This window comes from Glaciimonas sp. GNP009, assembly GCF_054343755.1.
The window spans coordinates 4,057,574-4,078,500 of the sequence record NZ_JBTGUV010000004.1 but is presented as its reverse complement, the minus strand read 5'-3'; the positions used below and the strand labels follow the sequence as shown (position 1 = coordinate 4,078,500).

Here is a 20,927-nt window from a genome sequence, read left to right as displayed (position 1 = left end):
TAAAGCCGGAAAAAACCATGCCAGGGGTTCGTTTGATATGCGTCCTTATTCTTGTTTGTAAAACGAAGCGGAATCGGTTTTTCTCGAAACCAGCTCGCCGTTCAAGACCACCGCACAGACCTGCACCGGTAAGCGGGCACCTTTATCGGTCCTTCGCATTTGGCGCTTCTTTGGACAACCCAAGCGAATCACTTCGTTGACCGCGGACGCTGCAATACTGCTACTGATGGGCATGCCGCGCCGATAACGCCAGCCATAATTGGCTAGACATTTTTTGTTGACAGCCAAATAGAACTACGTGCCGGGTAGGTTTCCTACCATAAAGGCTGATGGGCCGGATCAGATAGCGTGGGCCCACCATGTCAGGCAGGTTTTTGAGTCCTTAGACTACCGCGTAAGGTCTGCCGTGCCACGTGCTTTATTTGGCATTGGCGATTTCATCTCTGCGATCATAGAATCGTTGAATTGCTGATACCGCGTCTCAGTAAGAAACTGAGGGTAAAAATAACGCAAACATGCGCCTTATTCAACCAACTCAGCATTAGCATGTACCAACCTGTCACGCGCACTAAGAACGTGCTCGTTGGCTAATTTTTCCGCAAGACCGCTATTTTTCTCTGCGATCGCCGCAATGAGCTCAAGGTGTTCTGCGTGCACGGTCTCGGCACGAGGGTTCGATAAGCTAGCCAAGCCGCCCACCATCACAAGCTGTATTTGGTTTCGCAGGCTTTGAAGGACTCTCTGTAGCTCTATGGATTGCGAAGCTTCGGCAATCGCCGCATGAAATTCAATCCCCATGCGAGCCGCATCCTTCTTGCTTGGCTCAACACCGACAAGACGATCATTCAATATCGCGGCTGCGTCACGTAATGATGCGACGAGTTTTGGAGTGGAACGTTGCGCTGCCCAACTAGCTGCAATACCTTCCAATGCCGCACGTATCGTATAGATCTGATAAATTTCCTCAGCTGTCGGACGCCGCACCACAGTTGAACGGTTTGGGCTACTGAAAACGAGATTTTCGCGCTCTAACTGAATGAGGGCTTCGCGTACAGGAGAACGGCTGACACTGAGTTCCTTGGCTATCGCTGGTTCTTGAAGCAGTGCTCCTGCTTTTAATGAGCCGTCCAAAATCGCATTGCGCAAGGCTTCGGTAACCCCGTCAGCAAGAGAGGATCGAGATGAGAGGTGAAGAGCCATAGTTAATTCTTAAATGTGTACATTGTCGACATTGTACCGTACACCGAGATCATGACCGTGAATTCGTTCAAGGAAACTGTCATTCAGTTCGCCGAGAGAAGATAAACCCATGAGTGCCATATTTCGAGATACTTCATCTTTAAGAATGTGTACTGCCCTCATCACGCCCTCCTCGCCCGCCACGGAGGCGGCGTAGGCGAACGACCGCCCCAACAGGACGAACCTGGCACCAAGCGCAAGCGCCTTAAGAACGTCACTTCCTCGTCTAAGTCCGCTGTCGAAAATAATAGGAGTTTCTGGGCACGCCGATACTATTCTCGGCAGTACTCGCAATGGGGAAATAGCACCATCCAACTGCCTTCCGCCGTGGTTAGATACAACAATAGCATCGGCTCCCAGGCCTACCGCAGTTTTTGCGTCACGAACATCCAACAGTCCTTTGACCACCAGTTGACCTCGCCAAAGTCGGCGTATCGCCTCAAGGTGGCGCCAATTAATGTGTGCTCGTTCGCCCAGATCTCGCTCCAGTGTAGATGAGAAAATTGGCACACCTCTACCTACATGATTGTTTTCAAAATGGGGCATACCGTGGCTCGCCAGCGTTCTCAAGAAAGTCCCAAAGGTCCAGCGCGGGTGCATCAGGCCTTGCCAGGCCAGCTTCAGGCTTGGTCGTACTGGCGTGGAAAAGCCTGCCCTCACATTATTCTCCCTGTTTGCGCCCACCGGGCAATCTGCGGTGATTACAAGCACGCGATAACCTGCGGCGCTGGCGCGCTCAACGAGTTGAATGACACCTTCGTCGTCGCCAGGAAGATACGCTTGAAACCAGGCATCTTCATTCTCGCGCGCGACCTCTTCGAGCGCAATAAGAGAGGAGCCACTCAATATCATTGGGATGTTTGCTCGACGAGCAGCGCGTGCAAGCACAATGTCGCCGCGGTAAGCCCACAGTGCCGCGATTCCCATAGGTGCTATGCCGAAAGGCGCATCGTACTTGCGACCAAGTAAAGATACGCTAGTATCGCGGCGTCGGACGTCGACCATATAGCGCGGAATGAACCCGTATTCGGAAAAGACAGCCGCATTGTCGCGCAACGATTGGTTAGTCTCTGCTCCACCGGCAATGTACTCGAAGAATGGCTGGGGGAGATGTCGTTTTGCGGCCTTTTCGAAGTCGGCGAGACAAAGGAATTGACGCTCCAATAATTTCTGTTTTCGCATGCGTGAAGTCTCCCCCGTAAAAGGCGCATTCACAACCTGACTCCAAATCGAAAACCGAGGATAGACAGTTTGGAAAACTCCAGATCGGAATATTCAATAGAGCCCTTTGCACATGTTGACTCTGCCGTTTCAAGTTCAGGCTGACCCGGCCACATGACTTTAGCCACCCCTGTTGCGGGTGGGCTCTGTTCTATTTTCTTCTTCAACTTCTCAGAGCGAGAAAAATATTCCTCCTGCGCCGAGAATCGCTTCAGGTCAACAGCGACCGCAAACCAGTTCAGTTCATGCGGCGTGCCCAACGCGGCTTCACCGAATAGCTCGGCGAGAAATGCCATTCCATATCCCTTGTGCGCACCGGACGACAGGAGTGCCCCGCCCTCATAGAACGACTCTGGATCATTGGAAGGATTTCCCTCTTTGTCGATCAGCCAGCCATCTGGTACTGGCTTACGATTGGTCCGGTGGACAAGGAGCTTTCCTTGGGCCGTCGCGGAAGTGGCGAAATCGATAGTGCTGACTTGATTCTCTGACAGCGGAGCGCTGATCGAATAGGGATTCGTATCGAACTCTGCCTTGGCTCCGCCAAAAGGCGCAACCTCGCGGAGTCGCTGATTTGCGCCGCCTCCAAAGATCTGTGCCCACATGAAGTCCTTCGCCAGGGCCTCGGTAAATGCGCCGATCCGGCCGGTGTGCGCACAGTTGATCACCGAACCACCCGCAATACCATAAAGCCTTGCATTCTCGGCGAGGACGGGAACAAGATCGTTAAGTGCCAGGATTCCCCACGTTCTTCGCGCGTCTACTTGAACAAGCCCCGTGCTCAGTATCTTAATGACCGGTGTTGCGCGGTTATCTATATAGCCAGTTTCAATCTGATCGACATAACGCAACAACCTCAACAAGCCGTGTGATCGGACTCCCTTGGTATCAGACTCAACCAAATGGCTGGCCACGATATGAGCATGTAAATCGCTGGTTCCAAGCGCTACCAGGACCGACTTGCAATAGCTCAATGCCGTATCAATTTGAATCTTCATTTGTGTGTGAAATATAGAGGATATTTAAAAGACGTCTCATTGTCAGATCGCTGTCTGAAAGCTGCCCATCGGCTACGGTGTATTGATCGGAGCGACAGAAATCTTATTTACAGATAAATGCAAGTTGCGCAGCACCGTTCGAACAGCGCAGCATGCAAATCCTGCACGCTTCATTCAATTTCAACAATTAGGTCGATTTCTACGCAGGCGCCGAAAGGTAGTTGCGCAACGCCAAGCGCCGCTCGCGCATGCGCACCGGCCTCGCCAAAAACCGCAACAAGCAGCTCGCTTGCGCCGTTGGTCACCAAGTGATGATCGGTGAAAATGCCGGTCGAATTGACGAGTGAGGTCAGTTTGACAATTCGCTTAACGCGGTCCAGATCGCCTGTCGCGACATGCAACGTGCCCAAGAGATCGATAATTGCCGCCCTCGCCGCCAACTTACCTTCCTCAATCGATATCGCAGCTCCGAGTTGACCTATCCAGGCCTGACCATTCTTCTTAGCGATCTGCCCGCTCAGGAAGATCAGATTACCCGTTTGCACGAAAGGGACGTACGCTGCGACCGGCATCGCCACCGGCGGCAACGTGATGTCAAGTTGCTGAAGTTTTTTATAGATACGCATTAGTTTTCCAAGTTGAATGTACAAGGCGCCAGTACATACGCCGTTAATGGGTGATGATTTTGGAAAGGAAGTCTTTGGTACGCTCGTTTTTTGGGTTTTCGAAGAATTCGCGCGGTGCAGCCTGTTCGACTATCTGGCCTTGATCCATGAAAATGACACGATCAGCGACAGCCTTTGCGAACGACATTTCATGGGTGACGCAAAGCATGGTGATCTTCATTTCAGCCAACTCAACCATGACATCCAGGACCTCCTGAATCATCTCTGGGTCGAGCGCTGAGGTTGGTTCATCAAAGAGCATTATCTTCGGCGAGAGGCAGAGCGCGCGCGCGATCGCCACGCGCTGCTGCTGTCCGCCTGAAAGCTGGAGCGGATACTTCCCGGCTTGCTCGGCGATGCGGACTCTCTTTAGTTGCTGCATTGCGCGCTCCTCCGCCTCGCGCCTGGACACCTTGCCAACCCATATCGGCGCCAGGGTCAGATTCTCAAGAACAGTCAGATGGGGAAACAAATTGAACTGCTGAAACACCATGCCGACATCCCTGCGGACCCTCTCTATGGAGCGCACATCATCCGTCAGCTCAGTGCCGTCGACAACGAGACTTCCCTGCTGGTGCTCTTCGAGCCGGTTGATACATCGAATCATCGTCGACTTGCCCGATCCCGATGGTCCACACACGACGATACGCTCACCACGGCGAACAGTCAGATTTATGTTGTGCAACACTTCAAAGTCGCCGTACCACTTATGGACGCCGTTAAATTCGATGATCGGTTGGTCAATTTTCATGCTGTCGAGGAATTGAGTGGGTTGAGAGGTCATTGGCGGCGCGTACCACGGTTCAAATGGTGCTCGATCCAACGGCTGTAGCGCGACATGGAAAAGCAGAATACAAAGTAAATTGCCGCAACGAATAGCTGCCCTTCAATATAGAAGCGCCGCCACTCTGCATCGGCAAGGGAGAGTTGGAGAGATCCTGTCAGTTCGAAGAGTCCGACAATCGTCACCAGAGAGGTGTCCTTGAAAGTCCCGATCAGCGTATTCATCATCGAAGGAACGACAAGACGCAGTGCCTGCGGCAGGACGATTTTGCTATTTGTCTGCCAGGTCGAAAGGCCAATTGCGCAAGCCGCCTCAACTTGTCCTTTCGGAATAGCCTGCAACCCCGCCCGCACTGCTTCGGCGAGATAGGCTCCGGTAAAAAGCGTCAATCCGACCAGCACCCGCACAAGCACATCGATGCTCATCCCTTGCGGCAATAACAAAGGAAACATGAACGACGCCATGAACAACACCGAAATGAGCGGTACGCCTCGAACAATCTCCACAAACAAGACGCAAAGTGCCTTGATTATCGGCATTCTGGATCGACGCCCCAACGCGATCATCACAGCCAAAGGAAACGAGAGTCCAAGGCTCACCATGGACAACAACATAGTCAGTGGAAGTCCGCCCCATCGCTCAGTTTCAACCGGTTCGAGCCCAAACAACCCGCCGCGCAACATAAAAAATGCTGACAGAAGCGTCACCGACCAGATCACTAGCAATTTGGCGTGCCACATCCTTCTCCAGCAACTCAACACGAGCAGAAGCACAAGGGCAATCGTTACGATAAGCGGGCGCCACTGCTCCGGAAAGGGATAACGCCCAAAGAGCACGATCCGGTATTTGGCAGCTATAACGCCCCAGCATGCGCCATGTTCCGCAGCTGCCCGACACGCAGCGCTATCGGGCGCAAATACGGCGTTTCGAATAGCCCAGTTGAACGCAGACGGAAGAACCGACAACACCAAAACTGCAATGACACAAGTAACCACGGTGCTGAACAAGCCGCCAAACAGATTCTTTCTGCACCACAGCCAAGCCTTGCCCAGGGAGGAAGTCCTGGCTTTCGCACTAGTTGCTGCAAACGAGCTTTTCATAATACCCTCCACTTCAGCGCTCCTTGATGAGTGACCGTTTGTTATAGATATTCATGCCGACCGCCGTCACCAGCGAAAGCGTCAGATAACACCCCATGACAAGCGAAATGCATTCGAAGGCACGTCCCGTCTGATTCAGTGTCGTGTTTGCCACTGAGACCAAGTCGGGATAACCAATCGCGATAGCAAGGGACGAGTTTTTGGTCAGATTCATGTACTGGCTTGTCAGCGGAGGAACAATCACGCGCATTGCCTGTGGTAACTGCACAAAACGCAATTCGTATATCCGGCCCAACCCCAGCGCTGCCGCAGCCTCGTGCTGACCAAAGGGCACGGATTGAATGCCGCCGCGTACGATTTCTGCGATGAACGCGGAGTTATAGATCGTCAAGCCGATCAGAATCGTCAGAAACTCTGGCGTCACCGCAGCACCACCTTCGATAATCCCATCTGTTAGCCTGGGAACATCCATCACATGTGGCGCCCCACCCAACATCCATCCGGCACCAACACAGATAATCACAATCAAAATCAGCGGAACTAATACCGGCAACCGACGGCCATTCGCCTCTCGCTTCCGTCTGGCATAAATGCGCCATGCACAGCAGCCGACCGCAGCAGCCAAGGCTCCAACAAATACTCCCCAATAGCCAGCATCCCATTTCGGCAAGGGGAATTGCAGGCCATTTTTGCTCAGGAAAAGACCATCAATGGGGTGCAGTGCTGCATCAATCGACGGCATCAGCTCAGTCAGCAGGAAGTAGAGCGTAAACAGCTGAAGAAGCAACGGCACGTTTCGTACAACTTCCACATAGGCACCACAAAGCCCTCGCAGTAGTACGTTGCGCGAGAGACGGCCGATGCCGATCAGCGTGCCGGCGATAGTCGACAGAACACAGCCAAGCACTGCAACGCGAATAGTGTTCAACAGCCCTGCCATCAGAGCGCGCAGGTAAGAGTCGCTCGAATCGAAGACGAGTAAGGTTTCACTAATAGAAAAACCGGCCGGCTGCGACAAGAAGTCAAATCCGCTTTGAACACCACGCGCACGCATGTTTGTGAACGTGTTGTGTAACAGGTATGTCGCCATGGCGATCACCGCTGCCAGCGCGATCACCTGGTAGATTACGCTGCGGGTACTTTTGCTACGCCACCCGCCTCGCCAACGCTGATTTCCAGTATGTTTCATGGCCGTGATCACCGTTCGGTTAGCGAACTGGCGGCACGTAGAACAAGCCACCCTTATTCCACAGATTGTTCATTCCCCGGGTCAGCTTCAAAGGCGACTTGGCACCGACGTTTCGCTCGAACATTTCGCCGTAGTTTCCCTCGGCCTTGATTGCGCGGTAAGCCCAGTCCTTGTCTAGCCCGAGCAGACGCCCCATGTCTTCGCCGCTGCCAAGGATCCGCTGCACCGCTGGATCCTTGCTGCTCGCCTTGAGCTCATCGACGTTGGCTTGGGTGATGCCATACTCCTCTGCTTCAATCAAAGCAAAGACAACCCATTTCACGATGGCAAAGAACTCATCATCTCCCCGCCGCACCGAGGGCGAAAAGGGTTCCTTGGAGATACGCTCGGGCAGGATGACATGGTCTTCCGGATCCGACGCCTGTGCACTGCGCACCGAGGCCAGGTTTGAAGCGTCTGACGTATACGCTTGGCAGCGACCACTGAAGTAAGCTTTATCGGTCGCCTCTTGCGATTCGTAGACGACAGCCTTCAGGTTAAGGCCTTTGGCTTTCGAGAAGTCAGTGAGATTTTTCTCCGTGGTCGTCCCGGATCGAACGCATACCGTGGCACCCTTGAGTTGATTCACGCTAGTGATGTTGGCCCCTGTAGTCTTCTTGGTCACTGGATCTGTCTTCTGCTTTTTCACCATGAATGCCTGACCGTCATAGAACGTTGCTCCCGTGAAGTTCAAACCCAAGGAAACGTCGCGCGTAAGCGTCCAGGTGGTGTTGCGCGACAGAATGTCGATTTCACCCGACTGGAGCGCCGCAAAACGCTGCACAGAATTGAGCGGCACCCACTTGACCTTGTTCGCGTCGGAGAGCACCGCTGCCGCCACCGCCTTGCAAACATCGACGTCGATTCCCGTCCAATTGCCTTGGCTGTCAACAGCCGCGAATCCCTGCAAACCGGGATTAACACCGCAGGCGAGCTTACCTTTGGATTTGATTGCTTCCAGCGTCTTGCCGGCATAAGCCGGCTCTGTATAGATGGACAAAATGGCGAGTATTGCGGCAACCGACAGCGAACAGATCGAGATTTTCATTTTAATGTCCTGAAATGGTTAGTAAAAGAACGAAGTTTTCCTAGAATACAAGGCTTTGCAAGGTTTCGATGGCGGCCTTGGCGCGCTTGAGACTTTCGGCGCTTCCGTGTTGCAGCGGAGTTCGAGCGGCGCCAATGACTTGACCAACGTAGGCCATTGCGTCCTTGAGAGGGCCTGGATGATTAGCGGTATAGAGAGCTTCAACCAATGCCAACAGAGCATAGTGGGCTTTTTTCGCATTGGCGATATCGCCGCGTTTGGTAGCCTCGAAAAGCTTCTTATGAAAAGCCGGCACGAGGTTTGCCGTCATAAAAATACCACCAGGGCTACCTAACAAAAAGGTCGGAAAGCCAAGGTCATCATCACCAGACATGACCGCGATTCGCTCTCCCACTGCCTTGATTTTTGCGGAAACAACCGCGAGATCGCGCTCACATTCCTTCAGCGCCACTATGGATGGAAGTTTGGTCAGCCGCTCAAGAATCGGGATATCCAGGGTCAGTCCCGTGCGTCCCGTGTTGTTGTACGCCACAATCGGCAGCGACGTGCCGTCGGCAATTGCGGCAAAGTGTTCGACAATGCCATCCGCGCTTGGCTTGATGTAGTAAGGAGGCAAGACCAGAACCGCATCGGCACCAGCGTCTGCGGCATGCTTGGCCGTGTCCAGTACCTCGCGGGTAGCCGGAGCTAACGCGCCGACGATGATCGGGATCCGTCCCCGCACTTGATCAACAGAAACTTCTACAACCTTTTTACGTTCGGACGGCGTGAGGCTCACGTATTCGCCGCTTCCGCCAACAACAAGTAGGCCACCGGCGCCCTCATCCACTTGGAAATCGATGAGTTTTCGAAAGGCTTTTTCGTCAAATTCGTCGTTTGCGGTGAAGGGCGTGACGATCGCTGTGTAGATTCCATTTGCAGTAAATTTCATATCTTTCCTTATTTAGTGTTTGTCGTTCAATGAAAGGGGAGACCAATCGCTCTGAAGCTCTCGGAAAAGGCATTCGGCGATCCAGTAATTTCCATAGGGCATGACATCTTCTTGCGGAAATCTGCCCAGGCGCGGGTGGCCTGGTTCGATGTGGCGCATACGCCCCCAGGTTCCGTGCAAAAGAACACCACCGTCGGTAAGAAAATTCGCGATCAAGGTCTTCAGCGTTTCGCGCGCTGTGGTGAGATAACGCTCCGCTTTATCCGGAATCCAGCGGGCGAGCCGAAACAAAACAGCGGTGGCGATTGCCGCGGCACAAGAGTCATACGGCATCTTTTCGCGCTCGGGATCGAAGTAATCGTATCGAGGCACCCAATCCGAAGGCGCATTTTGAACATACCAGTCCGCAGCACGTTCTGCAGCATCCAGATATTTCTGATTGCCGCTCGCTTCGTATCCGTGCGCGTATCCAAGCATTGCCCAGGCCTGACCACGTGCCCAAACACTGTCGTCGCGCCAGCCTTGAAGGCTGAACAAATGTGTGACCGATCGCGTTTCAGGATCCAGGGCGGCAGCGTGACAGCTTGAGCCGTCCTCTCGGACAAGGCCAACAGACAAGACCGTATCAAGATGCCGGTACGGTAACGTTGCCCGCTCAGGTTCCCATTGAGAAGCCCAAAGCATCGAAGGCAAATTCAGGCCGGTATCAATCACGATCCGATCGGCACTTGCTATTTGCAGGAATGCATTGGCTTTTTTGTCAAAAATATTGGCAAAATTATCACCGCCAGCCAAAGCCCATTTCTTTAGCTGTTTATCGCCCGTCATTTGGTAGCCAAGCGTCAGGGCGTAATACATGTCGATGCCTGTCGACGAAAAAGTCGTTGGGTTTTTCGCAAGTACAGGGCCGATCTGCCGACTGATATGCATTGCAGCATCGGCATAACGCTGGTCTTGCGCGAGTCGGGATAGCAACCACAAGCGCCCTGCGAGGAAACCCGCCCACTGAAAGTTCGCCCAGCTATCCCAGACGTACTCGGAATCCCAGCTGTAGCTGCCGGTCATCGCATTAAGCCGCGGAACTCCGCCCCACTTTTCCAGCCCCTCCACTACAGCATCCGCGCTACGGCATAAGTGGCGCACCGCAGTCTCTAGCGTGCCCGCATAGTCATCATTCATCTCTACCTCTCAAAGTTCTAGTTCTCTGTCTTACCCGTTGGACTCTCCGCCGGCCGCACCACGAATTGCGGAGGCTTCTCCTCTTAATGCATACTGTCGACAGAATACAATGTACACTACGCATATTCGACTTGCAAGTTTTTTTCTGTGCAGGTGCAGAACGGCCTAGCTCTGAGCGCAAGAAATCGCAGAAATTGGTTGAAAATCAGCGCCGAAAGCCCGAGAAACGGGCTTTATCGCTAAGCAGCATGTGCACGTCTTTCTCTTTATTTGGGGTGGCGACTCATCTTGATCTGTGACGACACAGCAAAAAGAGTCAACGCCACAATAAAAGACCGGTCCACGCGTTCGTAGAAATACGATCGCCCATATTTAGGCTCGCTCCAGATAGTTGTTCGCTCTGGGTAATTTAAAAGACATCCAATCGAGACACACATCGTGAAAATCGTCATTGCGCCAGACTCATTTAAAGAAAGCCTTAGTGCGGCGGAAGCTGCAGATGCCATTCGGGCCGGCTTCTACGAAATTTTTCCAAATGCGGAATATGTCCTCCTACCTATCGCAGATGGCGGCGAAGGCACTGTTCAGACGCTTTTAAGAGGGCTGGGAGGGGAATATAAGAACGCTTGTGTCAGCGACCCGCTTGGCCGCCCCATCGATGCAAAATTCGGTATTACGCCAGAAGGTGTCGCACTGATAGAGGTAGCAGCGGCCAGTGGACTTGAACGCCTCGCGCCATCAGAACGCAATCCACTAATTGCCAGCAGTCGTGGCACGGGCGAGCTCATCATCGCGGCCCTCGACATCGGTCTGCGTCGGTTCGTCATTGGTTTGGGCGGTAGTGCAACAAACGATGCGGCTATCGGAATCTTGAAGGCTTTTGGAGCCCGTATGCTGGATTCGAACAGTCAGGACGTGACGCTAAAAGACCTCCATAGATTAGAAAAAATTGATCTCACCGGTTTGGACCGCCGCCTGCACGAATGTCAGTTCGAGCTTGCCTGCGACGTGGACAACCCGCTTTGCGGGCCAAATGGCGCTTCTGCCATATTTGGACCGCAAAAGGGTGCGACACCGGAAATGGTAGCGATACTGGATCAGGGACTGGCACATTTCGCCAGTATTTTGCAGCGGGATTTCAACTTGCAAAAGGATTTGATTGATTTGCCGGGCGGCGGTGCGGCCGGCGGTATCGGCGCGACACTCGCTGCGGTTCTTGGCGCTCGTCTACGTCCAGGTACCGACATCATCGCAGAAGCAATAAAACTGGCAGAACTGATAGATGGAGCAGCACTGGTTATCACCGGCGAAGGTCGGATAGACAGCCAGACCTTGCGAGGCAAGGCGCCTGCGGGGGTGGCGCGAATCGCCCGCATGAAGGATATCCCGGTCATTGCGCTGGGCGGGTCAGTCGGCGCCGACGCCGACGCCCTCTATCACGCAGGCGTTAACGCGGTTTTTGGTGCCGTTCGGACTCCCTGTTCGCTCGATGAAGCGTTGCGGGACGCCTACCTAAACCTGCGCAGCAGCGCAAGAAACATTGCTGCGGCAATTCGTATCGGCCAATCATTTCATTAAGAGGTACGACGATTTTTTACGATGCGGCGAATTGACACAAATCTGGCGAAACAAATTGTTGCGGAAGCAACGAGGATCCCGCTGTTCAATATCAATGTGATGGCGACGAACTTCATCCTGAGGCCACATATTGCGGTGGGCCAGTCCGTTGTACCAAGTCGACGCAAACTATGTCGGACCAACTTGCACCAACAGGGGCGCTCATCTCATTCAGACCTGCTCTAGCGAAGCCCTACCACCTTGCTTCAGCGTTCTGATCAGCAGAACCCCTGTTGTGCCTTCGCCGAACTCTCGGCAACCCCGTTGATAAACCATCACGCCCAGCGCAATCAAGGAGTAAAGCTCATCCTCAGTGATTTTTTCTGACTCAGCACCCTGACCAACGCTGCGATACCTATGAAAATCGAGACAATTGATTTCAATGATTAACAGGCGATATATCGTCCAGGCTATAGTGCGGTAGTTTTAAAGCGATGGCTAAACCAAACCCTATACAATTTTCCAGACAAAAAAAACCCCGCTCACCTTACGGGAGCGGGGTAAATCCAAACCCTTAGGAGGTGTTGGAGGAGACAAATGAACTATATCGCACCGCACCATAGCTGTCTTCTTTATTATTGATATAAGACATATAAAAAATCAATATAACATCGATCAAAACCAGTCCCAGCCTTACTCAAGACACTTCGAGCCACCAACACCATACTAATCAAAAGTTAAATGCAGTCCTACAGAAAATACGCTATTCACCAACCATCCTCGCCCAAACTGACCATCAAAATTCGCAAACCAACTTAATCTACGATTAATTGCTGTCGAAATACCAACACCGCTCCATGCTGTATTACGCGATAAGCCAATCCCCTGAACAGTAAAATTGCTGCCCGGCGCACCAGAAAACGCCGCCGAAAAATCTAAATTTCCGCTAGAAAATGCATGCTGCCACGCAGCATAAGCTTGCACCGTAGATTTGCCAGCAAACCAATCCACATTTGCCTCTCCACGCACCCCAAGTGCTGCCGCAGTTTGCTGATAATGTTGACTGTTAGCATTAAAGCCAAAACTGCCCCCGCTTTCAGCAAAACCGCCGCGCTTTAGCCGATCATAAGACGCACCGACAAATGGCGTGATGACCGCATCAGGCGATAAGGCATACGCATAGCCTGACTCCACATACGCCGAAAACATATTGTCCTTATGTTCTCCCGTCAGGCTCTCGATTTCAGTCCCGACGCTGGCGGTGCGATTAACCGTACTCGTTATCGTCGCCATCCCCACCCGACCTGATACATAAGCGCCGCCATTGAAGACATTGCCACTATCACTTTTTGTCTCTTTTGCCGCGAGCGTATTTAGATCGCTCAGTGCAACCCTACCGTAGAGCGAAATGCCCGTGTTCTGACTTTTAGAATTGCCCGCAGACCGATCAAAACTTGCCTGACTTTCTGAATACGATATTGCCGCGCCAACGATCGCCTTTTCATTCAATTGCCTGTCGACGCCAAACTCTCCACCCGCCATCGACGTACTTGCACCGGGGTAACCTGACTCGGTCAGTTTGCCGGAAGCACCGATCACGTTGCCCCACACACCGGCTTTAACTTGCTTGTTCTGATTACCCAATTGCGACAAGCGATTCGACAGTGCGCGATTGACTGCTTGCGATTGTTGAAAGGTCAAACCTTGTGCCGATGCGTAAATTTGTCCCGATAAACTATCCAATGCCAAGCCTAACGCGGCCACAGTTGGGACTCGCTCCAATGCTGCTGCGCTAGCGATCATCCCCGCATTGGAACCGCCCGTTTGACCGCTTGCCACCATAGCGTCAACTGCGGTCATGGCATGCTCGACATTGGCAGCGCTATTAGTCGTAGTCGGGTTGGCGGCAAGTGACTGCGCCGCTAGTGTCGTTGCGACACGTCCGATAGTCAGATCAACCTCCTTCGGTGCATAAGTGACATGCGCGCTCAGCAATGGCGGAAAAGCGGTTCCGACGCTTTGAAAACCAACATCACTAAAAGTATTTATCACCGCTGTACCCGCAGTGATCACCTTTTGCGGCACCCCGCTCGCCTGCGCAGTCACGTACGCATTAGCATCGGCGTTTCCGGCCGGAACCATCGCAACCAGATGCGACCCGCCCAACGTCGCAGTGCCGCCAACCGCCAGCGTTGCATTTATATCATTAGCCAACACCGCGCCGGTCGAAGCCGTGTAATTACCGCCAATAGTCAGACCGCTACCGGTATTGCTGAGACGACCGTTATTGACCACGCTGTTAGCGACAACCCCACCGCTCCCGCTCAAATTACCGCCCGCGTCGATTTGCACTGGCGAGGTAATCGACCCCGTGACATTCAACGTGCCAGCCACGATCTCGTTTTTGCCGGAATAAGTACTCGCACCCGATAAAGTCAGCGTGCCAGTACCAGCCTTAACCAGTCCCGCATCGCCCGATATCGCATTGCTAAAAGTTGATGCAACCGTATCGAAAGTAACGTTGACGTTTGGACCAAGGGCCAAACTCTGTATAAACAGTCCAGGCCCATTAACGGCTTTGCTAGCGTTGAGTAATCCCCATCCATAGGTTGCCGTATCGTTCATACTGGTTGCAGTCGACAAGATCGTCTGGCGCAGTAAATCGGCGTTCATCCAAGGGTAGACTTGCTGCACCATCGCAATCGCACCGGTCACCGCCGGTGTCGCAAATGACGTTCCGTATACACGTCCACCGGCGCTTGGTGAGACAAAATCACCCGCTGCGGCCAGACACCAGTTGGCCGCGACACCACATCTATTGGCATAACTGGAAATCACACCCGGAACCGTATCTGCGCTAGAAAAGGCTTGCGTACCGCCGACAGCATTCAACGCTGTCACCGCGATCCAGCCCTTCTGCAGATCGGGATAAAGCGCGGGCAAGCCTGCTGTCATCGTCGGCTGCGATGAACCGCCGTTACCCGTGGCCCAGACAAACAAACTGCCTTTCGCCACGAAGGGTTGATAAAGACTGTAATAAGTAGCGCTACCGGATGGCGTCGAAATGGAGCCGACGCCACTGGATTGATTAAAAATCCGCACGCCGTTGTTGTATAGAAAATTATAGATATCTGAATTCAATGCCAACTGATCAGCACCGATACCGGACGCAACTCCCTGAATATGTACGCCTGGCGCGACACCGGTATTCGTGCCGCCTAATGCTTCAGCCACTTCCGTACCATGAGGATCGCCGTTGCCGCTCGCACCAAAAAAACCGCCGCTGCTCGTCCCACTTGCAGCGGTATATACCGTCTTCGTGATGCGGTTGATCAGCTCAGGATCAGCGACGTTGAAATCGGTATCCACTACACCCACCGTCACGCCCGCGCCGGTAATGGCAAGTGCACGCGCCGCCCCGACCTTGCTCGGATCACTGGGGTTGTACACGACTGTATTAGACGAGATTGGGGGACTTGATGCAGTTGGAATAGGTGCGCTAGTACCGGGACTTTGACTACCACCACCGCCACCACCGCAACCATACAACAAGACTGAAACCGCAAGCGCTATTGCCGCTGGCGGGAAAGAAACTAACCGCTTGTGACGCATTGAAAACCTCGCCTAGAGCGTGAGCAGAAATGCTCACAAAAGTGCATATCGTCGATATGGCCTTAAAATCGTGTCGAGGTTTTCACGGGAGCTGATACGCGTTACATAGGTGGAATTTTTAGCGAATTCTCCGTTGCGACGACAATTATAATTAAAGGCTCTTAGTCGCCACATTCATCATCACAAGATTTCAAATTAAAGATAGACACGAATTCCCATCAATACAATATGATAAAAATAAGGTGTTCACGTAGCGTGAATATTCTGATTTTTTTTGAGCAATAAAAGGGGTTTAAAGAGAATCGAAAAAATTTTATATGGAATTATTATTTTAGTCGAGTAGCAGTAAAATCGACGTTTATGATCAAGGAAAGTATTTCTGCAAAATAATATTATAAATAGAAGCAAGCTCTATAAAATCCACAAAGCTTGGAAGTAACGTGCACCACACTGCGAAATCGTATAAAAATTTTTACCGTGAAATTTTTATAATCCACTGAATCACCCCCAAGGCGAGTCGTGCAAATGATGAATTGATGGTTGAGTTCGGGACTGCATAACCGACAGAATTTTTTTTCAATATTTATTTTCGATTTTCTGCATAAATTTTGAATTAAATTATTCAGAGCGCTCACAGATTCTTAATGAACGTGCAGTGGTTTTGCTAGCCGTTGTCTCGGATGTTGTCCACCCTGTTTTACTACGGGCTTATCTGGTTATTGTAGATTTTATCTGAACCAAATTACAAATTAATGGTCGAAGTCAACTTGGATCAGTTATCGCGTCTGGCACGATCCCAATCTTAAACAGCGTCGTTGCGCGGGAATCAACTAAGGCTCTGATTAAAGATGCTGACTAAAGATGCTGACCAAATAATGACGGGCCGATTCTGACGGCGTTTTAAACTGCCGCTACTAACATCTGCGCACCAGCGATGCATTTTTTAAACAAAAAAATGACGCCAACAAATTTAAAATAACACCTCGGCACGCGTCTAAAATAAACTGCTTATAAAAACAATGCGCTCTCAAACTCAATTTCCTCACAGTCGCCTGATAATTTACGGATCATGACCAAGCAAAGTACTATTCAACATCCAAAAATAAAATATTTATAGCGCGCCATTTGTTTCGACAGATAGAGCACTCTCTTCGACAGTCGCCCGCGGCCATTGACGATCGCATTTGGTCGCAGCCAATGTAAGCTCCATCCGTGCCGTCACTACTTTCCAAATACGAGCAATGAACACGCATTTGTGCAATGCTCCACTCTTCAGCGTTACCCAATGCTATTAAAAAAATAATGAAAAAAATATCCTCACTCAATCGCTCAACGCTGATGTTCCCGCTGGCATTGGTGTTATTTGAATTTTCTGTCTACATCGCCAACGACATGATCCAGCCTGGCATGCTGACGGTCACCAGAGAGTTTGGTGCAAGCGAGGCATGGATGGCGTCTGCGATGACCGCCTTCTTATTAGGTGGCGCGTTATTCCAGTGGCTGTTTGGTCCGTTGTCTGATCGCATAGGACGACGTCCCGTGATGTTGGGAGGGACAGTATTTTTTATCCTTGCTTGCCTGGCAACCTTATTCTCCAATAGCATTGAGAGTTTTATCATTTTGCGCGTGGTCCAGGGGATTGGTTTATGCTTCATCTCCTCGGTCGGTTACGCCGTCGTGCAGGAAGCTTTTGAAGAAAAATCAGCCGTCAAAGTCACTGCCATGATGGCCAACGTCGCACTAATCGCGCCACTTATCGGTCCGGTCGCGGGGGCCTTCATGATCGAAATGTGGCCGTGGCGCATGGTGTTTGTTTTCATCGCAGCGGTGTCATCGGTCGCGTTGATTGGCCTCGCCCTGCACATGCCAGAGACTGTTCAACCGCGCAAGGAAAAGCTACCGCTCATACACATTTGGCACGATTATCAGCAAGTATTCCGCAATCGTTATTTCTTGATGGGCGCCCTTTCTATTCCCTTGCTCGCCGTACCGTTGATCGGCTGGATCGCTATGTCGCCGCTGATTTTGGTCGCAGACGGACACTTAAGCGTGATTGAGTATGGCTTATGGCAAATACCTGTTTTCGGCAGCCTGATTGCTGGCAATCTTGTGCTTGCCACGCAAGCAGATCGCTGGCGCCTCGGCACGTCGGTCAAGTATGCAATGTATCCCATTGCATGCGGCATCGTCGTGATGCTAGTCGGCTCTGCGATATTCAAAACGCCCTACTTTCTAGTACTCGGGATCAGCCTGATCTCTTTTGGCGAAGGATTATCAGTCGCGGTGATGGTCCGATTTACGCTAACAGAAAGCGATATCTCCAAAGGCACGGTCGCCGCGGCCATGGGTATCGTCAGCATGCTGATGTATGGTGTGGGGATCGAACTTTATAAGATGCTGTACTTGTACGCTGGCATGATGGGTTTTGCTTTTTTATCAACGTTGGTCGCATTGCTCTATTGGCGCTTGTCGCGCGATGTTGTGCAACGGGCGATGGCGGCGCGGGTGACTGGTCACGGTACCAAGCAAGGATCAGCGCGCTAAAAAAACCACTAAATCTTGATAAAAAATAGCACAAAATAGTGTGGGAGGCGCACAATAAAGTTGGCCAGGTGGCATGGTAAACTTTATTGTTTCGCTGCCGGAACTGTTCCACTCTAGTTAACTTTTTACGTTATATTTGAATTTAGGAAAAATTACTATAAAGTAAATTCAGCATTTGAATAACGTTATGTGAACGCCGCTTTACCGCCCCAGCGCCGCTGTCATATCGCTGTCACCAACTCGCTATACTCTTTTCAATCACACAGTTTTTCAGGATCAGTGCCGTACTTATCACCCATTTCCTCACTAACTTTCTACTGAAAGAATCATCATGAGCGCAAAAAAAATTCTGTTTATTGCCGGCGACTACGTCGAAGATTACGAACTGATGGTGCCTTTTCAAGCTTTACAGATGGTCGGTCATGTCGTCGATGTGGTCTGTCCTGAAAAATCTGCCGGTAGCAGTATTCGAACCGCCATTCACGATTTTGAGGGGGATCAAACCTATAGCGAAAAACCCGGCCATCGCTTTACCCTGAATGCGTCTTTCTCTGATGTCAATGTCGCCGATTACGATGCATTGTTGATTCCCGGCGGTCGCGCACCGGAATATCTGCGCCTGAACAAACGCGTGATCGAAATCGTTCAGCAGTTCAACGCGGCTAACAAACCTATTGCAGCGGTTTGTCACGGGCCGCAGTTGCTGGCTGCCGCTGGTATCTTGAAAGGCAAAACCTGCTCGGCCTATCCAGCCTGTGCGCCAGAAGTAGAACTGGCTGGTGGAATATATGCGGAGATTGATATCACGGCAGCGCATACCGATGGCAATCTGGTGACTGCACCGGCTTGGCCGGCACATCCGGCTTGGTTGGCGCAGTTTTTGAAGGTGTTGGGGACGCGGATTGAGTTGTAATTTATTCGTTGTTTGTTGCTGATATTTGGTTCAGGCAGAAAATGGCCGCTTCCTACAATGGGAGGCGGCCATTTTGTTTGTTGGTTGTGTGGTCGTGGATTGTCTATATTGTGGTTGCATCAAAATTTCGCAAAAGATGGTGCAATGTCTTATACTCTGTTGGTCCCTGAGAAAAAGGGGAACTGGTTTGACGACCTGACATACCTACAGCGCACAGACGGCGCAATGCCGTTTTTTTTCGTGCGTCTACCTTTGTTGCGCCTTCATTGGGTGGCAATGGTGGGGAACCTTCGGGTTGCCGGTTGCTGTAGGTATCGGTTCGTCAACCTTGCCATTTGCTGCCCACCCTGTTTGACGACAGGGCGCGGTTTTACTGCCACCTACGGAAGTCACAACATGCCTATCTTTGCCTGCTCAGAAACCATCACACGCCTTATTACTCACACCGACACGGGTGGGCAATCATGAGTAAGCCGATCCCGCCATCATCATCAGATTCGGAAGCATTTCATCAGCCTTTTTCTTGGCTGCCTCACGAGTATCAGAATGATCGGGCCGCGCAATTTTATGCGCTGACGGTGGACGTCTGCCGCGGTGTTCAGACTTGTATTGATTTGGTCCATTTGAGCAATGCGGATCGCGGTACGAGTGATGCGCCTACGTTGACTGTTCTTGCTACGGAGCGCTTGCTGCGATTGGCGTTGACGTCTTCTCAGATGCTGGCTGAGAATGCTGAGAGGCGGATTGATCGACTGGCGCTTAAAACATCCCTAGACGTCGATTAAATTCGTTAGTTTTATCGGATCACGCTTGGGTAAAAGTGGCCGCTTTCTTTTGCCGAAAGTGGCCATTTTTTCTTTACTGGATGTTATTGCCATGGATGGATGGTTGATAACTTAAACGGTTGGCGCTCCGTGGGTGCTTGTCGGGGGTAGCCCGACAGCTAGTGTCTTTCTTTTGCTTCGCCAAAAGAAAGGCACCAAAGAAAAGGCGACCGCAGAGACGCAGCCCTTCGGGTTCCCAAGTTTTTCGGGTGTCAGTCGGGTTGAAAGACCAACTCGCTACGCTCAAACATGTCTTCCAACAATTCCCGACTAACACCCGAAAAACTTGGCAGCGTCAATGTCGGGGTAGGTCAAGTGCCACTTCAAAATCAACTGCAACGTCAAAGGTGGCTGCGCCTGCAAGGTCAAAAGCAACGTCAAAGGTGGCTGCGCCTGCAAGGTCAAAAGCAACGTCAAAGGTGGCTGCGCCTGCAAGGTCAAAAGCAACGTCAAAGGTGGCTGCGCCTGCAAGGTCAAAAGCAACGTCAAAGGTGGCTGCGCCTGCAAGGTCAAAAGCAACGTCAACTGTGGCTGCGCCTGCAAGGTCAAAAGCAACGTCAAAGGTGGCTGCGCCTGCAAGGTCAAAAGCAACGTCAACTGTGGCTGCGCCTGCAAGGTCAAAGGCAACGTCAACTGTGGCTGCGCCTGCAAGGTCAAAGGCAACGTCAACTGTGGCTGCGCCTGCAAGGTCAAAGGCAACGTCAACTGTGGCTGCGCCTGCAAGGTCAAAGGCAACGTCAACTGTGGCTGCGCCTGCAAGGTCAAAGGCAACGTCAACTGTGGCTGCGCCTGCAAGGTCAAAGGCAACGTCAACTGTGGCTGCGCCTGCAAGGTCAAAGGCAACGTCAACTGTGGCTGCGCCTGCAAGGTCAAAGGCAACGTCAACTGTGGCTGCGCCTGCAAGGTCAAAGGCAACGTCAACTGTGGCTGCGCCTGCAAGGTCAAAGGCAACGTCAACTGTGGCTGCGCCTGCAACAGCAACAGCATTCATTGATGATGTGCTTCAGTTTGCCCTAATCTTTTTATTAGCTTTTTTTGTTATCACGACGGAATGTCAGTGCCTTTTCTAAAACGAAAAAAAATA

The 20,927-nt window shown here is 51.7% G+C and carries 16 protein-coding genes; 4 read left to right on the top strand and 12 right to left on the bottom strand.

The genetic code is table 11. From position 1 onward, the window contains the following. Positions 1-522: 522 nt before the first annotated feature. The 10 genes from ACXX82_RS18860 to ACXX82_RS18815 form a co-directional block, all read right to left on the bottom strand. Positions 523-1,200, bottom strand: a complete 678-nt coding sequence (locus tag ACXX82_RS18860) for a GntR family transcriptional regulator (RefSeq protein WP_322237351.1) — start codon at positions 1,198-1,200, stop codon at positions 523-525. A 9-nt stretch (positions 1,201-1,209) separates the two neighbouring features. Then, complete coding sequence (locus tag ACXX82_RS18855) at positions 1,210-2,421, bottom strand: alpha-hydroxy acid oxidase (RefSeq protein ID WP_458563471.1); 1,212 nt, start codon at positions 2,419-2,421, stop codon at positions 1,210-1,212. Between the two features lie 29 nt (positions 2,422-2,450). Next, entirely contained in the window at positions 2,451-3,458 is a 1,008-nt protein-coding gene (locus ACXX82_RS18850) for an Ldh family oxidoreductase (protein WP_322237346.1), read from the bottom strand. 170 nt (positions 3,459-3,628) lie between these two features. Then, positions 3,629-4,084, bottom strand: a complete 456-nt coding sequence (locus tag ACXX82_RS18845; protein ID WP_323507439.1) for a RidA family protein — start codon at positions 4,082-4,084, stop codon at positions 3,629-3,631. A gap of 43 nt (positions 4,085-4,127) precedes the next feature. Next, positions 4,128-4,874, bottom strand: coding sequence for an amino acid ABC transporter ATP-binding protein (locus ACXX82_RS18840; RefSeq protein WP_322240562.1), 747 nt, complete (start codon positions 4,872-4,874; stop codon positions 4,128-4,130). 29 nt (positions 4,875-4,903) lie between these two features. Then, positions 4,904-6,007: an amino acid ABC transporter permease gene (locus ACXX82_RS18835; protein ID WP_322237342.1), complete on the bottom strand. Its 1,104-nt coding sequence runs from the start codon at positions 6,005-6,007 to the stop codon at positions 4,904-4,906. Between the two features lie 13 nt (positions 6,008-6,020). Continuing rightward, entirely contained in the window at positions 6,021-7,196 is a 1,176-nt protein-coding gene (locus ACXX82_RS18830) for an amino acid ABC transporter permease (RefSeq protein ID WP_458563470.1), read from the bottom strand. 19 nt (positions 7,197-7,215) lie between these two features. Beyond that, positions 7,216-8,283 carry an amino acid ABC transporter substrate-binding protein gene (locus tag ACXX82_RS18825; protein ID WP_322237338.1) on the bottom strand — a complete coding sequence of 356 codons (1,068 nt, stop codon included), beginning with the start codon at positions 8,281-8,283 and terminating at the stop codon, positions 7,216-7,218. A 40-nt stretch (positions 8,284-8,323) separates the two neighbouring features. Then, entirely contained in the window at positions 8,324-9,214 is an 891-nt protein-coding gene (gene dapA / locus ACXX82_RS18820; RefSeq protein WP_458563469.1) for a 4-hydroxy-tetrahydrodipicolinate synthase, read from the bottom strand. 12 nt (positions 9,215-9,226) lie between these two features. Beyond that, positions 9,227-10,393, bottom strand: a complete 1,167-nt coding sequence (locus tag ACXX82_RS18815; RefSeq protein ID WP_458563468.1) for a hypothetical protein — start codon at positions 10,391-10,393, stop codon at positions 9,227-9,229. Between the two features lie 438 nt (positions 10,394-10,831). Between ACXX82_RS18815 and ACXX82_RS18810 the strand changes: the two genes are divergently transcribed. Then, complete coding sequence (locus tag ACXX82_RS18810) at positions 10,832-11,971, top strand: glycerate kinase (protein ID WP_322237333.1); 1,140 nt, start codon at positions 10,832-10,834, stop codon at positions 11,969-11,971. A 705-nt stretch (positions 11,972-12,676) separates the two neighbouring features. Here ACXX82_RS18810 and ACXX82_RS18805 read toward each other — a convergent pair. After that, entirely contained in the window at positions 12,677-15,562 is a 2,886-nt protein-coding gene (locus tag ACXX82_RS18805) for an autotransporter domain-containing protein (RefSeq protein ID WP_458563467.1), read from the bottom strand. Positions 15,563-16,864: 1,302 nt separating this feature from the next. On the opposite strand from ACXX82_RS18805, the gene ACXX82_RS18800 reads away from it, so the two are divergent. From ACXX82_RS18800 to ACXX82_RS18790, 3 genes are all read left to right on the top strand, one after another. Further along, positions 16,865-18,106: an MFS transporter gene (locus ACXX82_RS18800; RefSeq protein ID WP_322237331.1), complete on the top strand. Its 1,242-nt coding sequence runs from the start codon at positions 16,865-16,867 to the stop codon at positions 18,104-18,106. A gap of 331 nt (positions 18,107-18,437) precedes the next feature. Next, positions 18,438-19,019, top strand: a complete 582-nt coding sequence (locus ACXX82_RS18795; protein WP_322237330.1) for a DJ-1/PfpI family protein — start codon at positions 18,438-18,440, stop codon at positions 19,017-19,019. Positions 19,020-19,483: 464 nt separating this feature from the next. Next, entirely contained in the window at positions 19,484-19,804 is a 321-nt protein-coding gene (locus tag ACXX82_RS18790; protein WP_322237328.1) for a hypothetical protein, read from the top strand. 309 nt (positions 19,805-20,113) lie between these two features. Here the strand turns inward: ACXX82_RS18790 and ACXX82_RS18785 are convergent, their stop codons facing one another. Then, entirely contained in the window at positions 20,114-20,830 is a 717-nt protein-coding gene (locus ACXX82_RS18785; RefSeq protein WP_458563466.1) for a hypothetical protein, read from the bottom strand. Between the last annotated feature and the right edge of the window lie 97 nt (positions 20,831-20,927).